Here is an 18722-nt window from a genome sequence, read left to right as displayed (position 1 = left end):
AACCGCTAAAAACAAAGTTACACTTTATTTATTAGCGGTTAGTATAGTTTATTCAAAAAAATATTAACTCTCTAAAGAATCTTTTAATCCTTGAATATAAGCTGCTTTTTGAATTTTAGCTCTGTTTAAAACAGATGGCTTAATGAAAGCTTGACGTGCACGTAACTGACGAACAGTTCCTGTTTTATCAAATTTTCTTTTATAGCGCTTTAATGCTCTATCGATATTTTCTCCGTCTTTAATTGGTATAATTAACATAATATAGACACCTCCTCTCGTTAAGGGTGCAAATGTAGAAAATAATTTTGAATTAAAAATTAAAAAATAAATTATTTTACTGCAGGCTTATAATTCTGATTATCGATTATCATTTTTGATAAAATCTCTTTCAAAATTTCAGAAGTTCCACCTCCAATTGGTCCTAAACGACTATCTCTTAACAAACGTGCTAACGGATATTCTTCCATATAACCATAACCTCCTAACATTTGCAAACAATCATATATAGCCAAATCCGCAACCTTAGTTGATTTTAATTTAGCCATAGTCGCTTCTTTAACAACGTATTCTTTGTTATTTAATCGAGCTACTGCAGCATAATTGAAAATTTTACAGTGTTCAACCTCAGTTGCATGCTCTACCATGGTATGGCGTAAAGCTTGAAATTTATTAATTGGACTACCAAAAGCCTCACGCTGTGACATATATTCTAATGTATAATCAATAGCATATTCCGCTCTTGCGTGAGCATTAATCGCCATAATTAATCTTTCCAATGCAAAATGTTGCATAATATAAGGAAATCCTTTTCCTTCTTCACCCATTAAATTTTCAACAGGAATTTCAACATTATCAAAAGCAATTTCTGCTGTATCAGATGCTCTCCACCCTAATTTATCTAGTTTAGTAGCCGAAATACCTTGAATATTGGTATCTACTAAAAAGATACTGATTCCTTTATTACCTAATTCTGGATTTGTTTTTGCAGCTACAACATAATAATCCGCATAAACGCCATTTGTTATAAACGTTTTAGAACCATTAATTACAAACTTATCTCCTTTACGAACCGCTGTTGTTCTCATTCCCGCAACATCACTTCCTCCAAAAGGTTCAGTAATACACAATGCCCCAATTTTTTTTCCAGCAATACTTGGTGCTAAATATTCTTGTTTTATTCTTTCATCTCCTTCAGCATTTAAATGAGTCATTGCCAAATAAGCATGAGCCCACATAGCTGCAGCAAAACCAGATGATTTTATTTTTTGAAGTTCTTCTAAGAAAATAACAGTGTAAAATAAATCCAAGTTCATTCCTCCATAAGCCTCTGGATAATTTAACCCAAAGAATCCCATTTCGCCAAATTTTTCCCAAATAAAACGTTCTATCGTACCCGTTTTTTCCCATTTTTCAATATGTGGAACAACTTCCTTGTGTAAAAAATCTCTAAAACTCTGGCGGAATAATTCGTGTTCTTCTGTGAAATACATTGAATTCATAAATCAATAATTATGTAGGTTGTTTTTTGATAATAATTTTAAAATTCCAAATATAAGGCGATTATTTTTATTTTTTCGTTAGGCATTCCTTTAATTTTTGTTAAATCATCAAAATTTTTGATTCCGCCATTCATTGATCTATAGACTACAATTTCCTTTGCTAAAGAATAATTAAAATAAGGAAATTTTGCTAATTCTTTCTGAGACAAATCATTTATAGCTATTTTATTAATAGCACTTAAATTATTTACAAAAAAACGTTTGTTTAAATCTTCGATTGCTTCGGGACTTATTCCCCAAATGAACTGAAATTGGTCCATACTAACAAAAGCTCCAAATTTTTCTTTTTCTATCAAGATTTTATCTGCAAGTTTTTCTCCTATTCCATAGACTGCAATCAAATCTTCACGTGAGGCAGAATTGATATCCTTTTTAACAATTTTTTCTTTCTCATTTGCTGAATATTTATAAAACTTTTGTTCTTTAGTTTTGCTTTTATTTGATACCCAGTCAGGAAACTTAAAATAGGGACTAATTTTTGCTAAAAGGTCATCTGATACCTTTGTAACTTGCTGAAATTCTTGAGCAGAATTTACAAATTTTCCAGCTTTTCGATAAACCAACAATCTATCAATTTGTTCAATTGACATTCCTAATTTATATCCTTTATAATCCGTAATATAATTTGGATTAAAAGGATAAATTATATCTTTTTTAGTATACTGAATATTTTTTAAGCTGTCGATTTCATTTTGAACTAACAACCAAGCTTTATCATTTGAATTAGTGTCATTATTTATCACTATTTCTTTTAGAAAAAAATATCCTAATTGAACTAGAATTATGATAATAAATAACAAAAAAATCCCACTTCTGTGTTCATTTGAAAACAGGAAGTAGGATTTTAAATTTTTCATCATTTGATTTATTTATTCTTCTTTACGAATTAATTCTTCATCATTATCCTCATAAGAATCTGGTTCTTGTCTAGGAGGAGTAGTTAATACTTTATAGAAAAAAAATGCCGTAAAACTAATTACTATACCTTGAGTTAGTAACATGGTTGTTAATGCTGTTGAATTCATAATGTAGCTCTCCCTTCTTTAACTCGTTTTTTATATGCAATATAAACTAACAAACTAATAAACACAAACAATGCTACTAGTAAGAATCTTGCAATGTTAATATAAAATATTTTATCTTCTAAAGCAGCAATTTGAATTGCATCTGTAGAAGCTGCAATTTGCTCATGAATTCCTGCATGTGTAATAGTTTTAATAATTGAACCATTATCTAAACTCCATCCATTTCCAGACATCAAATTACTAACGTTTCCAGACCAGTCATTATTTAATGGTTTAAACAAAGAACCTAAGAAAATAACGATCAACATTAATGGAGTTACATATTTAATGATATATTTATAAATGCTTGGCACTTTAATATCTGCTCCACTTGTAATTTCTTTCCATCCTTTATCCATTCCAAAAACCCAAGAAAATAAGATTGTTTCTAACATCGCAAAAACAACCAAACTAACGGTTCCTGCCCAATAATCATATTCGTCAAAAACTCCTTGCTGATAAAAAAGAACCGTAGGCAACCCTAAAATTAAAGCCATAGCTCCAAAAGACCATGCACCTTTATTTCTACCCCATCCAAATTCATCTCTCATGAATCCCATCCATGGAGTTCCCATAGCTAATGACGATGTGATTCCTGCAAAGAACAACAATCCAAACCACATTACACCAGCAACAACTGATAAAACATCACCCCACTGCTGGAATAAATAAGGCATTGTTTGAAAAGCCATTCCGAAACCTGCATTTTCTTTTACCCAATCTAATCCTAAATAACCTGCAGCAATTGGAATTACAATTAATGATCCCAATACAACTTCAACAAATTCATTCATAAAACCAGCTGAAGCAGCATTTAATGCAATATCATCCTTAGGTTTAACATAAGCGGCATAACAATGAATCGTTCCCATACCTACTGATAAGGTGAAGAAAATTTGACCTGCTGCTGCCATCCAAACTTTTAAATCCCATAAAGATTCATACTGTGGTGTCCATAAGAAATTTAAACCATCCCAAGCATTAGCGTCAGGAAATTGATCAGACGCACCACTAGTTCCAAGCGTTAATCCTTTAATAGCTAATAAAACACCAAATAATATCAATAAAGGCATTCCAATTTTTGCAACTTTTTCAACACCACTTAATCCTTTTGATAAGATAAATGTATTGATAAGTAAACATATAATATAAAACACAACTGCTTCATAAGGAATTCCAGTTGTTGAATGTCCGATATCAACATAAGAAGTAAAAAATGCTGAAACATCTGCTTGACTCATATCGGTAAAAGTTCCAATAATTGAGTGAAACATGTACGACATTGTCCAAGATTCAATGTAACAATAATAAGCAACAACGGCTATATTGGTAAAGATTCCAAAAACACCTATATATTTTAATAGGCGACCTTTAACCATTGAGTCTAAAATGTAAGGTGTACTGTGGTTACCAAACTTTCCTCCAAAACGACCAGAAGACCACTCTATGAACAATAATGGAATTCCCATTACTAAAAAACAAATTAAATAAGGAATAATAAAAGCTCCTCCTCCATTTTGCACTGCTTGAACTGGAAATCTTAAAAAGTTACCCAATCCTACAGCATTTCCGGCCATGGCTAAGATAAGTCCAACTCGTGAACCCCACGATTCTACTTTTGCTGTCATATATATTTATTGGTTGTTAATGCCTCAAAGATAAGAAAAGTATCTAAAATTCAAATAAAACTTATACTTAATGAAAATTTATAAGTCAAAAACTGAACTTCTTTTAGTTTTAATCATATCTTTTAATTTTAAAAGAAACGCTAAAGTCAGATACAACCCAAAACCCAAACCTACAGTTATAAAAGATATATAGATAAAAAACAATCTTACATTAGATGTTCTCATTCCTAATCGATCGGCTAAGCGAGAAGCAACAAAAAAACCGTGTTTTTCAAAAAAATGTAATAAGTTTTGAATCATTTCAATTATTTTTTTTCAAAAATACGATTAATTTTTAAGAATAAAATGGCCAATTGCACAATCCAAACACTTTTTATGATCACAATAATTCTTTTTTAACTCTAATAAAGATTGAGATTCATATACATTATTGACTTGTAGTCCAAAAATCTTAAACTTTTCGATAATTACATTTTGTTCGGCTGGAATTAAAGTTGCTAAATCAATCAATTCTTGAGTAATATCTTTTTGCTGGCTTCTGGCATAAGCAAATCGAAGCGGAATGATTGTATTTATAATCAATAAATCTATAAATGATTTGGAAAGTTTTTTTATCTTTTTTGAACTCTCTTTATCAAAATTATAATGCGTTTTCCAATATTCACTGACACCCACATTAAAAACCTGATACAATTCATTTATTGAACTGCAATTCATAACCAAAGAAAATAAATTCTTTCGATGAAAATACAAATTAGCCAATTGCGACAAGCGAATTGTTGGAAAATTATCAGGACGATGTTTGAAAAATTCTACCGTATCAGGAATTCTATCAATTAATTGATGTTTTTGAACCGTATAAAAATAATTTGATTTCAATTCTTTTGCATAACTATCCTGAAAATCATTAGAAAGTAAATTTGCTTGACCTAAAAATAAAGATTCTAATGATTCTAAAGAATGAGATTCTTTTCGAACAACTGAAAATGGAATAGATTTAGCAATTTTATAAAATATTTCACCATTTGAATTCAACCCGAAATTTTTAGCTAAAAGACAAAATAAAACCGCTTCCCAATCTTGATTGGATGCTACAGCTAATTCGAAAATTAATTGTGATTTTCTTTCTAAACGCTCAAAATACAAACGTTCTTGCCAATTTTTGAAAATAAATTCATCAACATTTCGAATTTCGTTTTCGCAATAAATCCAAGATTTCTGACTTACTAACGATTGATAATTATGCAAATCCGAAAGCATAACATATTCCTTAAGCTCTAAAGTTGGAATTTCGGAATTATCTTTCCTAAAAATAGGCACATCATGTTCCCAAACCACATGTAAAATCACGGAATCGTAATTCGAATCTTTTTCGTGATTGTGAACATACCAATCCGATGACTTGAGATGAATTTCAACATTTCCAGCCCATTTTTGATTTCCGATAATCAATTGTGCATTAAAAAAATCAGGTCCGGCAAGTTGTAAATATTGACCTGAATTGAGAATCTGAATCGATTCTCCTTTAGTAGTTTTCAAATTGGCAATATCAAATTTCTTGAATTGCCACACGTGGTGCAAAAAATCTTCTTTCATTCTGTATGGCGTATATAATTGAAAAACAAAGATAAAAATTTATATTTGCTGAACAACTCAACTTTTATGAAAAATTTTATAACCATCACATTATTAAGTCTTTTTTCAATTGTACAATCTCAAACCTACAACAAACTACAAAAAGGATTCAAAATTACTTACACAAGAAGTTCTAACGGAAAACTAATCGAAAATCAAGATCCGATTTTTGTATTCACCAATTCTACTGAAACTTTAATCACAACTGAAAAAATGAGTTCAGGAAAAGCGGAATTTCCATACGAACAAACGTTAATTCATCATTCTGAAAATAAAATTATTCAGGTTACCCAACTCAAAAAAACGAAATCTGTTACTACGGTTGACAGTGTTTCTTTAGCAAAACAAAATTTTGAGTTTTTATCGGATACCAAAACTATTTTGGGTTACAAATGTCAAAAAGCAAAAACTATAATCAATTCCAACACCATTGAACTTTGGTACACGAATGAATTACAAGTAAAAGGCGCACCAACTACATTAGGCCAAAATATTGGGTTGGTTTTGGAAATGGTTCGCAATGGAAATTTTGTGATTTCTGCCACAAAAATCGAAAAAATGAAATCGGTTAGTCCGAGTTTAGAATTAGAAAAAAACACAACAAATAGTCCAGTTATAGATGGATTGACTTATAAAGATTTGGTTTGGAAAAGTCGTTTTAATACCATAAAAGTATTTGAAAATGAAATTATTAACTTTTCAGATGCATCTAAATCAAATGATAGTATTTTACGATTTGCTAACGGAACTATCATTTTGAAAAAAATCACTTTTCCAGAAATAAAAAAAGGAGATTTAGTCTTTTTAGATTTGGCAGAACAATCTAATGGAGATGCTTATGACAGAACAGGTTCGGTTTTCATGATTCCGCAAGATAAGAAGCAATCGTTTTTAGATGGTTTGCAAAATGGAGCTAAGACTTTACCTATTTATGAAAACGGAAATGGAAAGCATTATCAAGGTATTGTGGCAACTCCAGAATTTTCTCCAATAATTGAATTGATGCGCTTTTTTACGCCTTTCGGAATCAAACAATACAACTACATTCAATTGAAAGACAAAAATTGGCATGAAATTGTACCTTACCGAATGGATATTACCGATTTAAAACAAAATTTTTCTGGAAAATCAGTTTATGTAGGAACATTTATTGGTAATTACGATAAAGGCGGACACAAAATTTCAATGAATATTACGATTAATCCGAGTGAAAGTTCATTGGACAAAACCAATGTTTCTATTCCGTTATTCAATACCACAAACGTTATGGAAATGGCGGGACAAGAATATGCAACGATGTTCAATCACGAAAAAGGATTGGAAGTTACTTTCATGTTAGACAAAGAAATCAAAAATGCTCAATTGCGCTACATTACGACTGGACATGGTGGTTGGGAAAATGGCGATGAATTTGTTCCAAAGAAAAATACAATCATTTTAAACGGAAAAGAATTCTTTTCGTTTATTCCATGGCGACAAGATTGTGGTGGTTATCGATTATTTAATCCAGCGTCAGGAAATTTTAACGATGGATTATCATCTTCCGATTTGAGTCGCTCGAATTGGTGTCCAGGTACAGCAACGAATCCGATTTACATTGAATTAGGAGATTTGAAAGCGGGAACACATACAATACAAGTAAAAATCTCACAAGGACCTAACGAAGGTGGAAGTTTTAGTTCTTGGAATGTTTCGGGTGTTTTACTGGGAGAATAATTTTAGGAATAGTAAAAATTGTTCAAAAAAATAACCGCAAAGTTCGCAAGGTTAAAAGCAAAGTTCGCAAAGTTTATTGCGTTCTTAGCGATTTCTTAGCACTCTTTGCGGTTAAATAAATTTAAAATTATTTTATCGAATTGATAATATCGTGTTTGGTAATGATATGATGTTTTCCGTTTCCTAAATCAATTAAAACTGCTTGATTTTCTTTCGTGATTAATTTAGAAACTTCTTCTACTGGTGTTCCTAATTTTACAATTGGAAATGGTTTTCCCATTACTTCACGAATTGGTCGTTCCGCTGTGTTTTTATCTGTGATATAACTTTGAAATAAATCCGATTCATCAACCGATCCAACAAATCCATTAACATCAACTACCGGGATTTGTGAGATTTTATATTTTCTCATTCTTTCGATAGCGTGCGAAACTAATTCTTCTGTACGAACAATAACTAATGGTTTTTCAATGTGTTCTTTGATTAAATCTTCAGCTTTTGTGATTTCTTCTTCAAGGAAACCTCTTTCGCGCATCCAATCATCGTTAAACATCTTTCCAACATAACGGCTTCCAGAATCGTGAAATAAGACCACTACTACATCTTCTGGACCAAAATGTTCTTTCAACTGTAACAAACCTTTTACAGCAGCTCCTGCAGAGTTTCCAACAAAAATTCCTTCTTCTAAAGCGATTTTTCTGGTGTAAACTGCTGCATCTTTATCGGTAACTTTTGTAAAACCATCGATTAAAGAAAAGTCTACATTCTTTGGTAAAATATCTTCTCCAATTCCTTCTGTAATATATGAGTAGATTTCGTTCTCATCAAAAATTCCGGTTTCGTGGTATTTTTTGAAAACCGAACCATACGTATCAATTCCCCAAATTTTGATGTTTGGATTTTTCTCTTTTAAATATTTAGCAGTTCCTGAAATCGTACCTCCTGTTCCAACACCCACTACAAAGTGCGTAATTTTTCCTTCTGTTTGTTCCCAAATTTCCGGCCCTGTTTGTTCGTAATGTGCAATGGAATTACTTGGATTATCATATTGATTTACATACCAAGAATTTGGAATCTCTTCACCTAATCTTTTAGAAACCGAATAATAGGAACGAGGATCTGTAGGTTCAACATCTGTTGGACAAACAATAACCTTAGCACCAACAGCACGAAGAATATCTGATTTTTCTTTTGATTGTTTATCCGAAATTACGAAAATACATTTGTATCCTTTTACGATAGCTGCTAAAGCTAAACCCATTCCTGTATTACCAGAAGTCCCTTCAATGATTGTTCCACCTGGTTTTAAACGACCATCGGCTTCTGCATCTTCAATCATTTTAAGTGCCATTCTATCCTTAACAGAATTTCCTGGGTTAAAAGTTTCAACTTTGGCCAAAACTAAAGCATCTATTTCAGCAGTAACTTTGTTTAATTTCACTAAAGGAGTATTTCCAATAGTTTCTAATATATTTTTAGCGTATTTCATTTGAAATTATAAATTGTTGGCAAAGATAGCTTGAATTTTTAGAAATATAAAATCAGAAATTGACTCGTATCATCAATCGATTATTGGAAGAAATTCCAAACCAAACCAAAACGCACAATAAAATCACGATAAGGATAATTTGGAGCTGAATAAAAATCGTACCCTGTCCATGCAGAATTAAAGTGTTCAGCTTTTAAGAAAATTCGTGTTTGTTTTACTCTAGCGTTAATAAAGAAATCCATCATGGGAAAATCACCAATTTTACGTTCATTTTGAACATAAAACTCACCCAATAAAGGATTATAATCATTAGCATAATATTTAGTAAAATATTGAAAAGTAACACCAGTTTGCAATAACATCGCTTTTTTAAACACATAGCCCGTAAAATACAATGTATTACGAGTAACAATTTGTGGAACATTAACAATGTCGCTTGATTGTTCAACAGATTGATATAAAACTGTATTATCTATTGCAAATTTCCAAAATTTAATTTCTCCACTAGCTTTTACTGACAAATAATTGATTGTTTTGTCATACTGCATAGGTTTAACAGTCAATTTTGTAATATCATTGGTTGTATTATCAAAATACAAATAGTCATTTAAAACTTTATATGTTGTATTAATATTTAACCATTTTGAAAATACAGAAAACTCAAATTGATTAAGTTTTTCATTTTTAAAATTATTAAACCAATTGTAATCTAAATAACCACTTTGATACAAATTAAAATTTAAATTAGGCAAACTATTTAGCTTTTGGTATTTAAACTCAAATTTATAATCATCATTTAATTTATAGTTTCCGCTAGCTTCAATATTAGAAATAGACTGATCAGAAATAGATTGAGAAACGTGTAATCTTACGTTTACATTTTTTATTAGATAAGAATAATTTCCACCTAAATTATTAATTCTATCTGAAATAGCATTAGGAACCGATATATTCCCACTTGAATCATAAATAAGACTATTATAATAATAATTATATTTATTATCATCTACAAAAAACTCTAAATCACCATAATTTTTTGTTTTGTATGCCACACCAACTTTGTTATATAGGTGATTGTAACGCGTTTTATTATTGATAGAACTTGAGAAGCGGTCACCAAAACGGTCACTTGGGGTTGGTTGAGTAAATTGAAAAAACTTGTATTCATGATTGAATTGATGAGTAAATACCAAACTATTTGGATTTTCTTTATTCAATTTAAATGAATGATCAATAAAAAAACGATTTCCTTTTAATAAAGATGTTGCATTGGTGAAATATACTTTTATTCGTTCTCTTTCATTAAAAGGATCTTCACTTGTTTCAAATTCTTCAAGATTTACTATACCCCCATTTTCTTGATTTGATATGTCTTGGCCAGTAAAATGAGCATTAAAAACATAACGTTTATCTTCAGTAAAATAACTCGAAGTAAATCGAAAATTTCCTGAACTACTTAAATTGTTGACATACTTACCAAGCGATCGTAACCCTCTGTATGCAATAGAAAAATTTAAATTGGGTTTAGTATTAACTGTCAAAAAAGCATCTAATGTTTGTCCTTGTTCCATTACCGTTTTAAAATATAAATCCGTTAATGGTGTGGGAACAGAATAATAGTTGATATCTTCAACTTCTAAATAATTAAAATGCTTAGCAGTAAATCCGAAATTAGGAAAAGATGCTTTCTTAAACCATCCGAATTGCAAAGTATTATAAGTATGACCTTCGTTTGAGAACGGCAATAAACCAAAGATATCTTTACGAATCAAATTATATTTATACTCACTTTTAATAGTTAGTGAAGTATCAACAAATGTAGTGTCTTTATGTAATGTGTAGATTTTATAAAGATCAATAGGTGCTTTGGCCAACGATTCTCTCTTACTTTTTTTATTAAGATTTACTAAAGTATCATTAGCATCAGAATTTCTATTAGGTAAACCTCCAAGACCACCATTAACATTCCTAATTTGAGAATTAGAAATAAAAGTAATTGAAAAGAAAAAGAAAAATAAAAAAAATCTCATCACATTTTATAATAAAGGCAAATGTAATGAGATTTTACGAGAATAAAAGTGAAAATAAATTGTTATTTTTTTACAATTTTATAATTAAAAATACCTGAATTAGAATTTAATTGAAGCATATAGACTCCAGAATTAAGAAACGATATATCAACAGAAAAATTCTTAGAATCAATAATATCAGTAGAATAAACAACCCTACCTTGAATATCAATTATATTATAACTATTAATTTCAGAATATTTTGACAAAACAAATACATTATCATTAGCTGGGTTAGGATAAATTTTAATATGATCAATATTACTTTCATAGTCAGTAACTGATAAAGATTCATCAAAACCACTTGCAATTAAACTAAAGGATTGACTACCATTTTCTAAAATTCCTTTGTGAGTAACCTGAACTGTATATGTCCCAACAGCATTGGCAATTTCAACCTTTTCCACATTGTCAACTATATTATCTCCAGTTGTTGCAGGAGCTGAAACATCAGCTAAACTAAGTTTCCATGGAAAAAAAGTATCTGGGTTTTTAATTATTCTTAAATCCAAATCATTAACTAAAACAGGATTTGAATCATTTAATATACCATTTCTAGAAGTACCTGCAGGATCAGTCCAACAAATTGTAACCTCTAATTTTTGTGGAGTATTAATTACAACATCAAAACTAAAAGTTTCAGAACTTGAAATAACATTTTCACTAATTAATGCAGAAGTATTTGAAAAATCATTAGATATCAATTGAGCAGCTTTATTAGCATCAAGTAATCCCCAACCAAAAATAGGATCTGGACCAACAGAGCCAAAATCTCTTGCAGTATGAGTAATTAAACCTTTAAGTGTAGATGACCTCATAAAATTACCATTTAATTGATTATAATACTGTTGCAACAAAAGTGCTCCTCCAGCAACATTAGGTGATGCCATTGAAGTTCCAGACATTGTAGCATATGAATTTATTGAAGTATTTACAGTAGAAAACAAATTAGTTCCATCTCCTGCAATATCTGGCTTAATTCTACCATCATCTGTAGGCCCTTGACTACTACTAGAATTTATAGGAGATGTTATAAAACCAGTTGGTAAAAGTGTTGGATTCGCATTAGCAACAACAAGATTGTTTTTAGCAGTTTTATTAGTTGTTAACTTGTCATAACCTGGAGCTAAACCACCAGAATATGAATCAGAACCAGAATTACCAGCAGATGCAATCATCAAATAATAAGGTGAATTATAATGTAACTCATCCCAATCACGAGCTTGAGTAGAATAACAACCCATTATCCAAGAATCAATAGGATTACCATCACTAATTACTGGTACTCCATATGAATGATTTGAAACTAACAAACCTATATTTTGAATTAAGGAAGCAACATTTGTAATATCGTTTGTCCAATTGTAAGAATAAGCAGTTGCTTGAGGAGCCATTCCTTTTGCACTTGCATTAGTACCTTTAGCGATAATAGTACCCAAAACATGAGTAGCATGATCATCACTTGGTGGAATTGGCAAAGAAGACTGAGGAATCGTTATTCTAGAACTTGGGGTAGAATTATCATCAAGAAATTCAACATGATTTATCAATCCGAAACCACCATCCCATACACCAACAATCATATTTTGTCCATCTAAATTTAAACCTAAACTTCCACCAGTTTGTAATGTATTGATTTTTGTAACTCTAGCTGCATTTAAATTATCTGTAGAAATATAAATGGGTTTGCCATTTAATATATCATATATTTGATAAGTCACATTCTTATCACTTTTAAAATTATATTTAGTCTTAGGATTGGCATCTAAATAAGAACTTATCCTTAAATCACGTAAACTATCATTGATAGAAAATTTATCTCTAAGAATTCGCAATTTAACTAAATCATAACTTGAAAGAATTTTTTCAGATTCAGATATAGTTTGACTGATAAAAATTTGAGAAGTTAACAAAAACAATAATGATAATAATATTTTTTTCATAAAATCAAATGTGTATATAAAAACGCCTCATAAAATTATGAGGCGTTAAAAAATTTAAAGTGTAAAATTGACACTTCTAGTATAATGGGTACGAGTACCATCTCCCCATGTTTGACGAGGAACTATTGTAGTACCATTTGCTTTAATTTGATATGATCCAATGACAGACGCACTAGTGTACATACCATCACCATAAGAATCATTTACAGTAAATACATAATCACCACTATCTAAACATAAAGTAAACTTTTTCTCAGGCTGTAATGCATTTGAACCAGCATCAGTATAAGGTCCACCTGAAGCAACTGTTACTCCATTTTTAGTAATTGACCAAGTTGTTTCAGAACCCCATCTATCAAGTATTAATGAAAGCTCAACAAGATTATAAATACATTTAGCTTTATAACTTACACTCATTGAAGATGTAGTAAGTGCTACAGCAGTGGCATCATCAGGTTGAACCAAATTAAATTTTAACATCCTTGCGTCTGACAAAGACAAGTTATTGTGATTAAACTCAATATCTAATGATCCATAATTAGAACCTGCAGGAATAACTATAGAATTAGATGAAAAAGGAACATAATCACCTGGTAAAGCAGTTGATGATGGATCAATATCAAACACTACAGTACGATCATAATTTACTACTTGGGTAGAATAAACTTTTAAAGCAAAATTTGGATCAACTTCTTCAATCTCTACACTAACAGTAGATCTTTCAAAACCATATGATAAAGGAGAATTAACCTCACTTCCTGCTTCGTACTCATCACAACTATTTAATAAAATAGGAGCAACTACTAAAGCTAAAATTTTAAAAAATTTCTTCATAATATAAATTTAAAAATTAAAAAGGATTTTGGCTACCTAAAGCAGGATTAGCATTAATCTCACTTAATGGAATTTGGAAAGTAAATTTAACAGATCCAGCAGGATAGTTGAAAAATCCGAAAGAAGTATGATTTGAACCTGCATAATTTCTTTCTAAATCAACACCCCATCTTTTCATATCATACAAAGCAAAACCTTCACCCCAAAGTTCAATTCTTCTATGTAATCTAATCTCAGAAAGTAAAGCAGACCCAGAATTAGATGATAATGTATAAGAAGCATCTCTTGTTGAAATTAAATCAAACAATGCTTGTCTAGCCCCTAAATCATCTCCATTAAGTGCTTTAGCTTCTGCTTCAATTAAATACATTTCAGCAGCTCTCATGAAAACATAATCTCCTTCAAAGTCAGTATCATCATAATACTTAACATTTGCATATTGAGGTAATCCATAAGACGGACCATCAAACCAATCTTTTCTCTGATCAGTACTTGGAATATTATCGTACAATCTCTTATCAATGTTTTTGTAAATACCTAACAATCCAGCATAACCAGCGTTAAGATTTCCTACATGAGAAAAATAAGAAGCATAATAAGTTGATGTATTTGTATTAATGTCAGCACCCCACATCCACTCAGAGTTAGATATTTTATTAAAACCATCAAAAAGATTGTTCATTGGAAGATAACCTGATCTAGCTTCAGCAGCATAAGTTGCAGCTTGAGAATAATCACCATATTCTAAATAATATCTAGCTAAAAATCCTGCAACAACATTCTTATCAATGTTAACTTTAGTAGGTCTACTGTACCCGTCGATTAACTGATGAGCAGTAGTCAAATCATCTTCAATTAGAGCAACAATTGTAGAAGTAGGAACTCTTGAAGCATCTAATACAGTCTCTGTATACATTGGTATACCAACTTCACCATTAGCGTACAATCTTACCAAGTTAAAATAAGATAAACCTCTCATTGCGAGACATCTAGCCTTCAAATAACGTAATTCATCATTATTAATATTTTCTGGTAAAAATTTCAAAATTGAATTCATATTATAAATTACTTTATAATAAAATTTCCAAACCATATCAGTTCTAATAGAAATCTCATTTCTAGCAGTATAATTATAATAATTAACAAACCAGTGAGATTGATATTGAACCATGTCATTAGACATTAAATCAAGACCAAGGTTAATAGCCATATAACCGAAGTCATCATGAATATTACCATTACCAGCCGTATTAAAATCATTAACAAAAATATTATTACCAGATTCCATACCACTTGTAATAGTAAAAGCAGCTTCCGGAGAAGAATTGGCTAAATCAATAATCTGATCGCCAGAAACATTATCTCTTGAATCCTTGCCTAAAAAATCATCAGAACAAGAAAACAATGATAGAGATAATGATAAGATTAATAAAATTTTAATTCTTTTCATATCATTTTTTTTTAAAATTGAACATTCATACCAAATGAAACTGTACGTAACAACGAATATTTATTATCAGATCCACCAGTTAAACTTAATCTAGGATCATAACCTTGTCTTTTTGACCACAAATGCACATTATCTATTAAGCTGTAAACTCTTAAAGAAGACAACCCAAGTTTTGAAGTTAAATCATTATTAAATGTATAACCTAATGAAATATTTTGAATACTTAAATAATCCGACTTAACTAAACCTAATGAAGAAGTTGAATAAAAGTTTTGAGGATCTCCAATTTCAACACGTGGCAATGAAGCATTCATATTGTCTACAGTCCAAGTTTTTGAATAATCACTGTGGAAGTTTTCACCTCTACTAGGAGACATAGAACCCATATAAATTGAATCGTAACCATAACCACCAAATTGATAAGCAAAATTTACAGTCATATCAAAACCTTTGTAGTTTGTGTTAAATCCAAAACCTCCATAAAAATCAGGAATAGCACTTTTACCAATTTTGTATTGAGTTGCTTGATTATAATTTTCTGTTAAAACTCTCTCACCTGTAGTTGCATCATCCATCCAAAATAAAGCAGCACCTGTTAAAGGATTAACACCAGCAAATTCTCTCATATAAAAATCATAAACACTACCTCCTTCTTCTCTTAAATAAACACCAGAAACAATTCGATTATTCTCTTGTCCATTCTCAGGTAGCTTTGTAATCTCATTTTTATAATGTGTTGTATTGAAATTCACTCCGAAACTAAAATCTTTTTTTCTAATCAATTCAGCATCAAGAGACACTTCAAAACCAACATTTTGCATTGAACCAACATTGTCAGGAATAGAAGAGAAACCTGAAGAAGGAGGTAATGGTCTATTAAATAACATATCATTTACCTCATTTTTAAAATACTCAGCTTCTATGTTAAGTCTTCTATCAAATAAACTTAAATCAAATCCTGCATTAAAATTTGCTTTTTTCTCCCAAGTAATATTTCTATTACCTAATTGCGTAAGATTAAAACTTACAGGTAAACTTGTATCAGTAGTTACAGAAACTGTATATTGATCTAAATAAGGTAATTCTAAACCTAAATTATCATTACCTTGCTCTCCATAACTAGCCTTTAATTTAAATTCATTCAACCAAGAAATATTAGACATAAACTTCTCTTGTGAAACTCTCCAAGCAGCACCTAAACCATAGAAAGTTCCCCATCTATTATCTGGATGAAATCTTGAAGAACCATCTCGTCTAATACTAGCATTAATATAGTACTTATTATCAAAATCATAATTCAATCTAGAAAAATATCCTTCTAAAGCATAACTTGAACCACCTGCATTACCAGCTTGTAATACACCAGCTTGATTAACATAAGGACTATCTGGAAGTAATAACTTTGATCTTTCAGCATAAACATAATCAGTTCTTCTATCTAATGTTTCATGACCTAATAACAAATCAAATCCATGTTTACCAAAATCTTTGTTATATTTTAATAATTGTTGTTGAGTAAAGGACATTGTTCTATTGTTAGAATAGCTAACTCTACCTCCAGCATTAACAGCATCACCATATAATGGAGTATCTAAACTTCTATCATTTTGATTAAATAAATCACCAGTAGCAGTATAAACAAAATTTAATCCATCATACAAATTAATATCTACATAACCACTAACAAATAAGTTATCTGTTTGATATTTTTTAACATCATTAATAGCTGTAGCATAAGGATTCTGTAATGAACCAAATGGTCTTACAGGAGCTGCACCAAAACCAGTACCATCGTCAAACATATGAACTCCAGATGAATTAAAAATTGGATTACCCGCTGTATCATACAAATAAACCGGATAAATAGGAGCGGTAGTTCTCGTCCAAAAGAAAGGGCTACTATAAGTACTTCCACCCGTATATCCGTCTAAATAATCTTGGAACAAGTGAGAATAACTAAAGTTTCCACCAAATTTAATTTTTCCATCTAAAATATTAGCATCTAACTTCAATCTTGAAGTAATTTTTTCTAATCCAGAATTAACTACATAACCTTCATTTTTCTCATAACCCATAGAGAAAAAGTGAGTTAGATTATCATCTGAACCAGATATATTAAAGACCGACTGAGTAAACAAACCATCTCCAAACAAATAATCAGAATAATTCTCATCATACAATAATGCAGCACCAGGATTTAATTGACCTGTAGCAGGGTTAATCAAAGCATTATCAGCAACATTATATGCATTGTAAGCCAAACCTTGAGAACCAGTAATTAATTCCTGAGAAGCAACGTTAGCCGCAGTTGTAGCATCATAGTTAGTAGGACCAAACATTAATGTTGTTTTCAAAGCAGAAAAATAAGTTTCATAATATTCTCTTTGACTTGTTAAGATATCATATTCCTTAACAGCTCTAGAAGAAAAACCTACTTTAGAGTCAAACATAACTTTAGACTTTCCTTTTTTACCTTTCTTAGTAGTAACAATGATAACACCATTTGCACCTCTGTTACCATATAAAGCAGCTGCAGAAGCATCTTTTAAGAACGAAATAGATTCAATATCAAAATTACTAATAGAAGCTATATCCCCATTAAAAGGAACACCATCTACAACATATAATGGAGCAGATGAAGCATTAATAGATCCAATACCTCTAAATCTAACAACAGGAGGATCACCTGGCATACCATTATTATTAATTACTTGAACCCCTGCTACCTTACCAACCATACCTTGAATAACATTACTTGAAGCAACATTTTCAATTTCAGCAGCTTTAACTTCAGCAATAGAACCCGTAATAGATTCTTTTTTCTGAACACCGTAAGCCGTCACAACAACATCGATACCCTGAACAACATCATCTTTCAATGTTATATTGTAGGAATTAGCAGCAGTGATAGTTACTTTTGCATTTTTCTTACCCGTGTAAGAGAATACTAAAACTTCACCATTTTTAACTTTGATAGTATAATTACCATCAAAATCTGTTGTAGTACCACGAGTTGTTCCTTCAACAACAACGTTAGCACCTGCAATTGGGCCTAGTTCGTCAGAAACTACACCTGTAACAGTTTTCTCTTGCGCGAACGAAAACTGCATTGTAAACGCTACTAAAAGCGTAAAAATCCATTTGAACTTCGATCTCATATTAAATTTATTTGAGTTAGTTATTCCGCAAACTTCTTAATTATTTCTTAAATAAACAAATAATACTTCGGAATATTACTAATTTATTTTTGTTAAAGTTTTTGTTTTAAAAAAACATTTTGCGAAACAATAACATTCATTAGATGATAATATCTCAAAAAGGTTGCGTTGAAAATT

Annotated in this window: 14 protein-coding genes; 1 reads left to right on the top strand and 13 read right to left on the bottom strand. The window is 30.7% G+C overall.

Annotation, left to right across the window (positions count from 1 at the left end; all coding sequences use genetic code 11):
* Positions 1–63 precede the first annotated feature (63 nt).
* The 7 genes from rpsU to LOS86_RS03520 form a co-directional block, all read right to left on the bottom strand.
* Positions 64–258: a 30S ribosomal protein S21 gene (rpsU, locus tag LOS86_RS03550; RefSeq protein ID WP_231843270.1), complete on the bottom strand. Its 195-nt coding sequence runs from the start codon at positions 256–258 to the stop codon at positions 64–66.
* Positions 259–329: 71 nt separating this feature from the next.
* The gene (locus LOS86_RS03545; RefSeq protein WP_231843269.1) at positions 330–1499 is read right to left on the bottom strand and encodes an acyl-CoA dehydrogenase family protein; all 1170 of its coding nucleotides are present in this window, start codon (positions 1497–1499) and stop codon (positions 330–332) included.
* 38 nt (positions 1500–1537) lie between these two features.
* The gene (locus LOS86_RS03540) at positions 1538–2419 is read right to left on the bottom strand and encodes a ComEA family DNA-binding protein (protein ID WP_309508782.1); all 882 of its coding nucleotides are present in this window, start codon (positions 2417–2419) and stop codon (positions 1538–1540) included.
* A 9-nt stretch (positions 2420–2428) separates the two neighbouring features.
* Positions 2429–2584 (bottom strand): hypothetical protein, encoded by a 156-nt coding sequence (locus LOS86_RS03535; RefSeq protein WP_231843268.1) that lies wholly within the window; start codon positions 2582–2584, stop codon positions 2429–2431.
* The gene (locus tag LOS86_RS03530) at positions 2581–4251 is read right to left on the bottom strand and encodes a sodium-dependent transporter (protein WP_231843267.1); all 1671 of its coding nucleotides are present in this window, start codon (positions 4249–4251) and stop codon (positions 2581–2583) included. Before LOS86_RS03530 ends, LOS86_RS03535 begins: the two co-directional genes overlap by 4 nt.
* Before the next feature lie 78 nt (positions 4252–4329).
* Positions 4330–4551 carry a PspC domain-containing protein gene (locus LOS86_RS03525; RefSeq protein WP_231843266.1) on the bottom strand — a complete coding sequence of 74 codons (222 nt, stop codon included), beginning with the start codon at positions 4549–4551 and terminating at the stop codon, positions 4330–4332.
* Positions 4552–4578: 27 nt separating this feature from the next.
* Positions 4579–5847 (bottom strand): DUF2851 family protein, encoded by a 1269-nt coding sequence (locus LOS86_RS03520; protein WP_231843265.1) that lies wholly within the window; start codon positions 5845–5847, stop codon positions 4579–4581.
* Positions 5848–5913: 66 nt separating this feature from the next.
* Here LOS86_RS03520 and LOS86_RS03515 point away from each other — a divergent pair, with 66 nt between their 5' ends.
* Positions 5914–7602 (top strand): GLPGLI family protein, encoded by a 1689-nt coding sequence (locus tag LOS86_RS03515; RefSeq protein WP_231843264.1) that lies wholly within the window; start codon positions 5914–5916, stop codon positions 7600–7602.
* A 127-nt stretch (positions 7603–7729) separates the two neighbouring features.
* Here LOS86_RS03515 and LOS86_RS03510 read toward each other — a convergent pair whose 3' ends face one another.
* The 6 genes from LOS86_RS03510 to LOS86_RS03485 all read right to left on the bottom strand — a co-directional run bounded on the left by LOS86_RS03510 (position 7730) and on the right by LOS86_RS03485 (position 18545).
* Entirely contained in the window at positions 7730–9091 is a 1362-nt protein-coding gene (locus tag LOS86_RS03510) for a pyridoxal-phosphate dependent enzyme (RefSeq protein ID WP_231843263.1), read from the bottom strand.
* Between the two features lie 80 nt (positions 9092–9171).
* Complete coding sequence (locus tag LOS86_RS03505; RefSeq protein WP_231843262.1) at positions 9172–11121, bottom strand: putative porin; 1950 nt, start codon at positions 11119–11121, stop codon at positions 9172–9174.
* Positions 11122–11183: 62 nt separating this feature from the next.
* A complete protein-coding gene (locus tag LOS86_RS03500; RefSeq protein ID WP_231843261.1) occupies positions 11184–13103 on the bottom strand; it encodes a S8 family serine peptidase in 1920 nt (639 codons plus the stop codon).
* Between the two features lie 54 nt (positions 13104–13157).
* Positions 13158–13937, bottom strand: coding sequence for a DUF1735 domain-containing protein (locus LOS86_RS03495; protein ID WP_231843260.1), 780 nt, complete (start codon positions 13935–13937; stop codon positions 13158–13160).
* A gap of 16 nt (positions 13938–13953) precedes the next feature.
* A complete protein-coding gene (locus tag LOS86_RS03490) occupies positions 13954–15387 on the bottom strand; it encodes a RagB/SusD family nutrient uptake outer membrane protein (protein ID WP_231843259.1) in 1434 nt (477 codons plus the stop codon).
* Between the two features lie 11 nt (positions 15388–15398).
* Positions 15399–18545, bottom strand: a complete 3147-nt coding sequence (locus LOS86_RS03485) for a SusC/RagA family TonB-linked outer membrane protein (protein WP_231843258.1) — start codon at positions 18543–18545, stop codon at positions 15399–15401.
* Between the last annotated feature and the right edge of the window lie 177 nt (positions 18546–18722).

This window comes from Flavobacterium cyclinae, assembly GCF_021172145.1.
In the GTDB taxonomy this organism is placed as follows: Bacteria; Bacteroidota; Bacteroidia; order Flavobacteriales; family Flavobacteriaceae; genus Flavobacterium; species Flavobacterium cyclinae.
The sequence above is the reverse complement of the archived record's forward strand: the minus strand, read 5'-3'. Positions and strand labels throughout refer to the sequence as shown.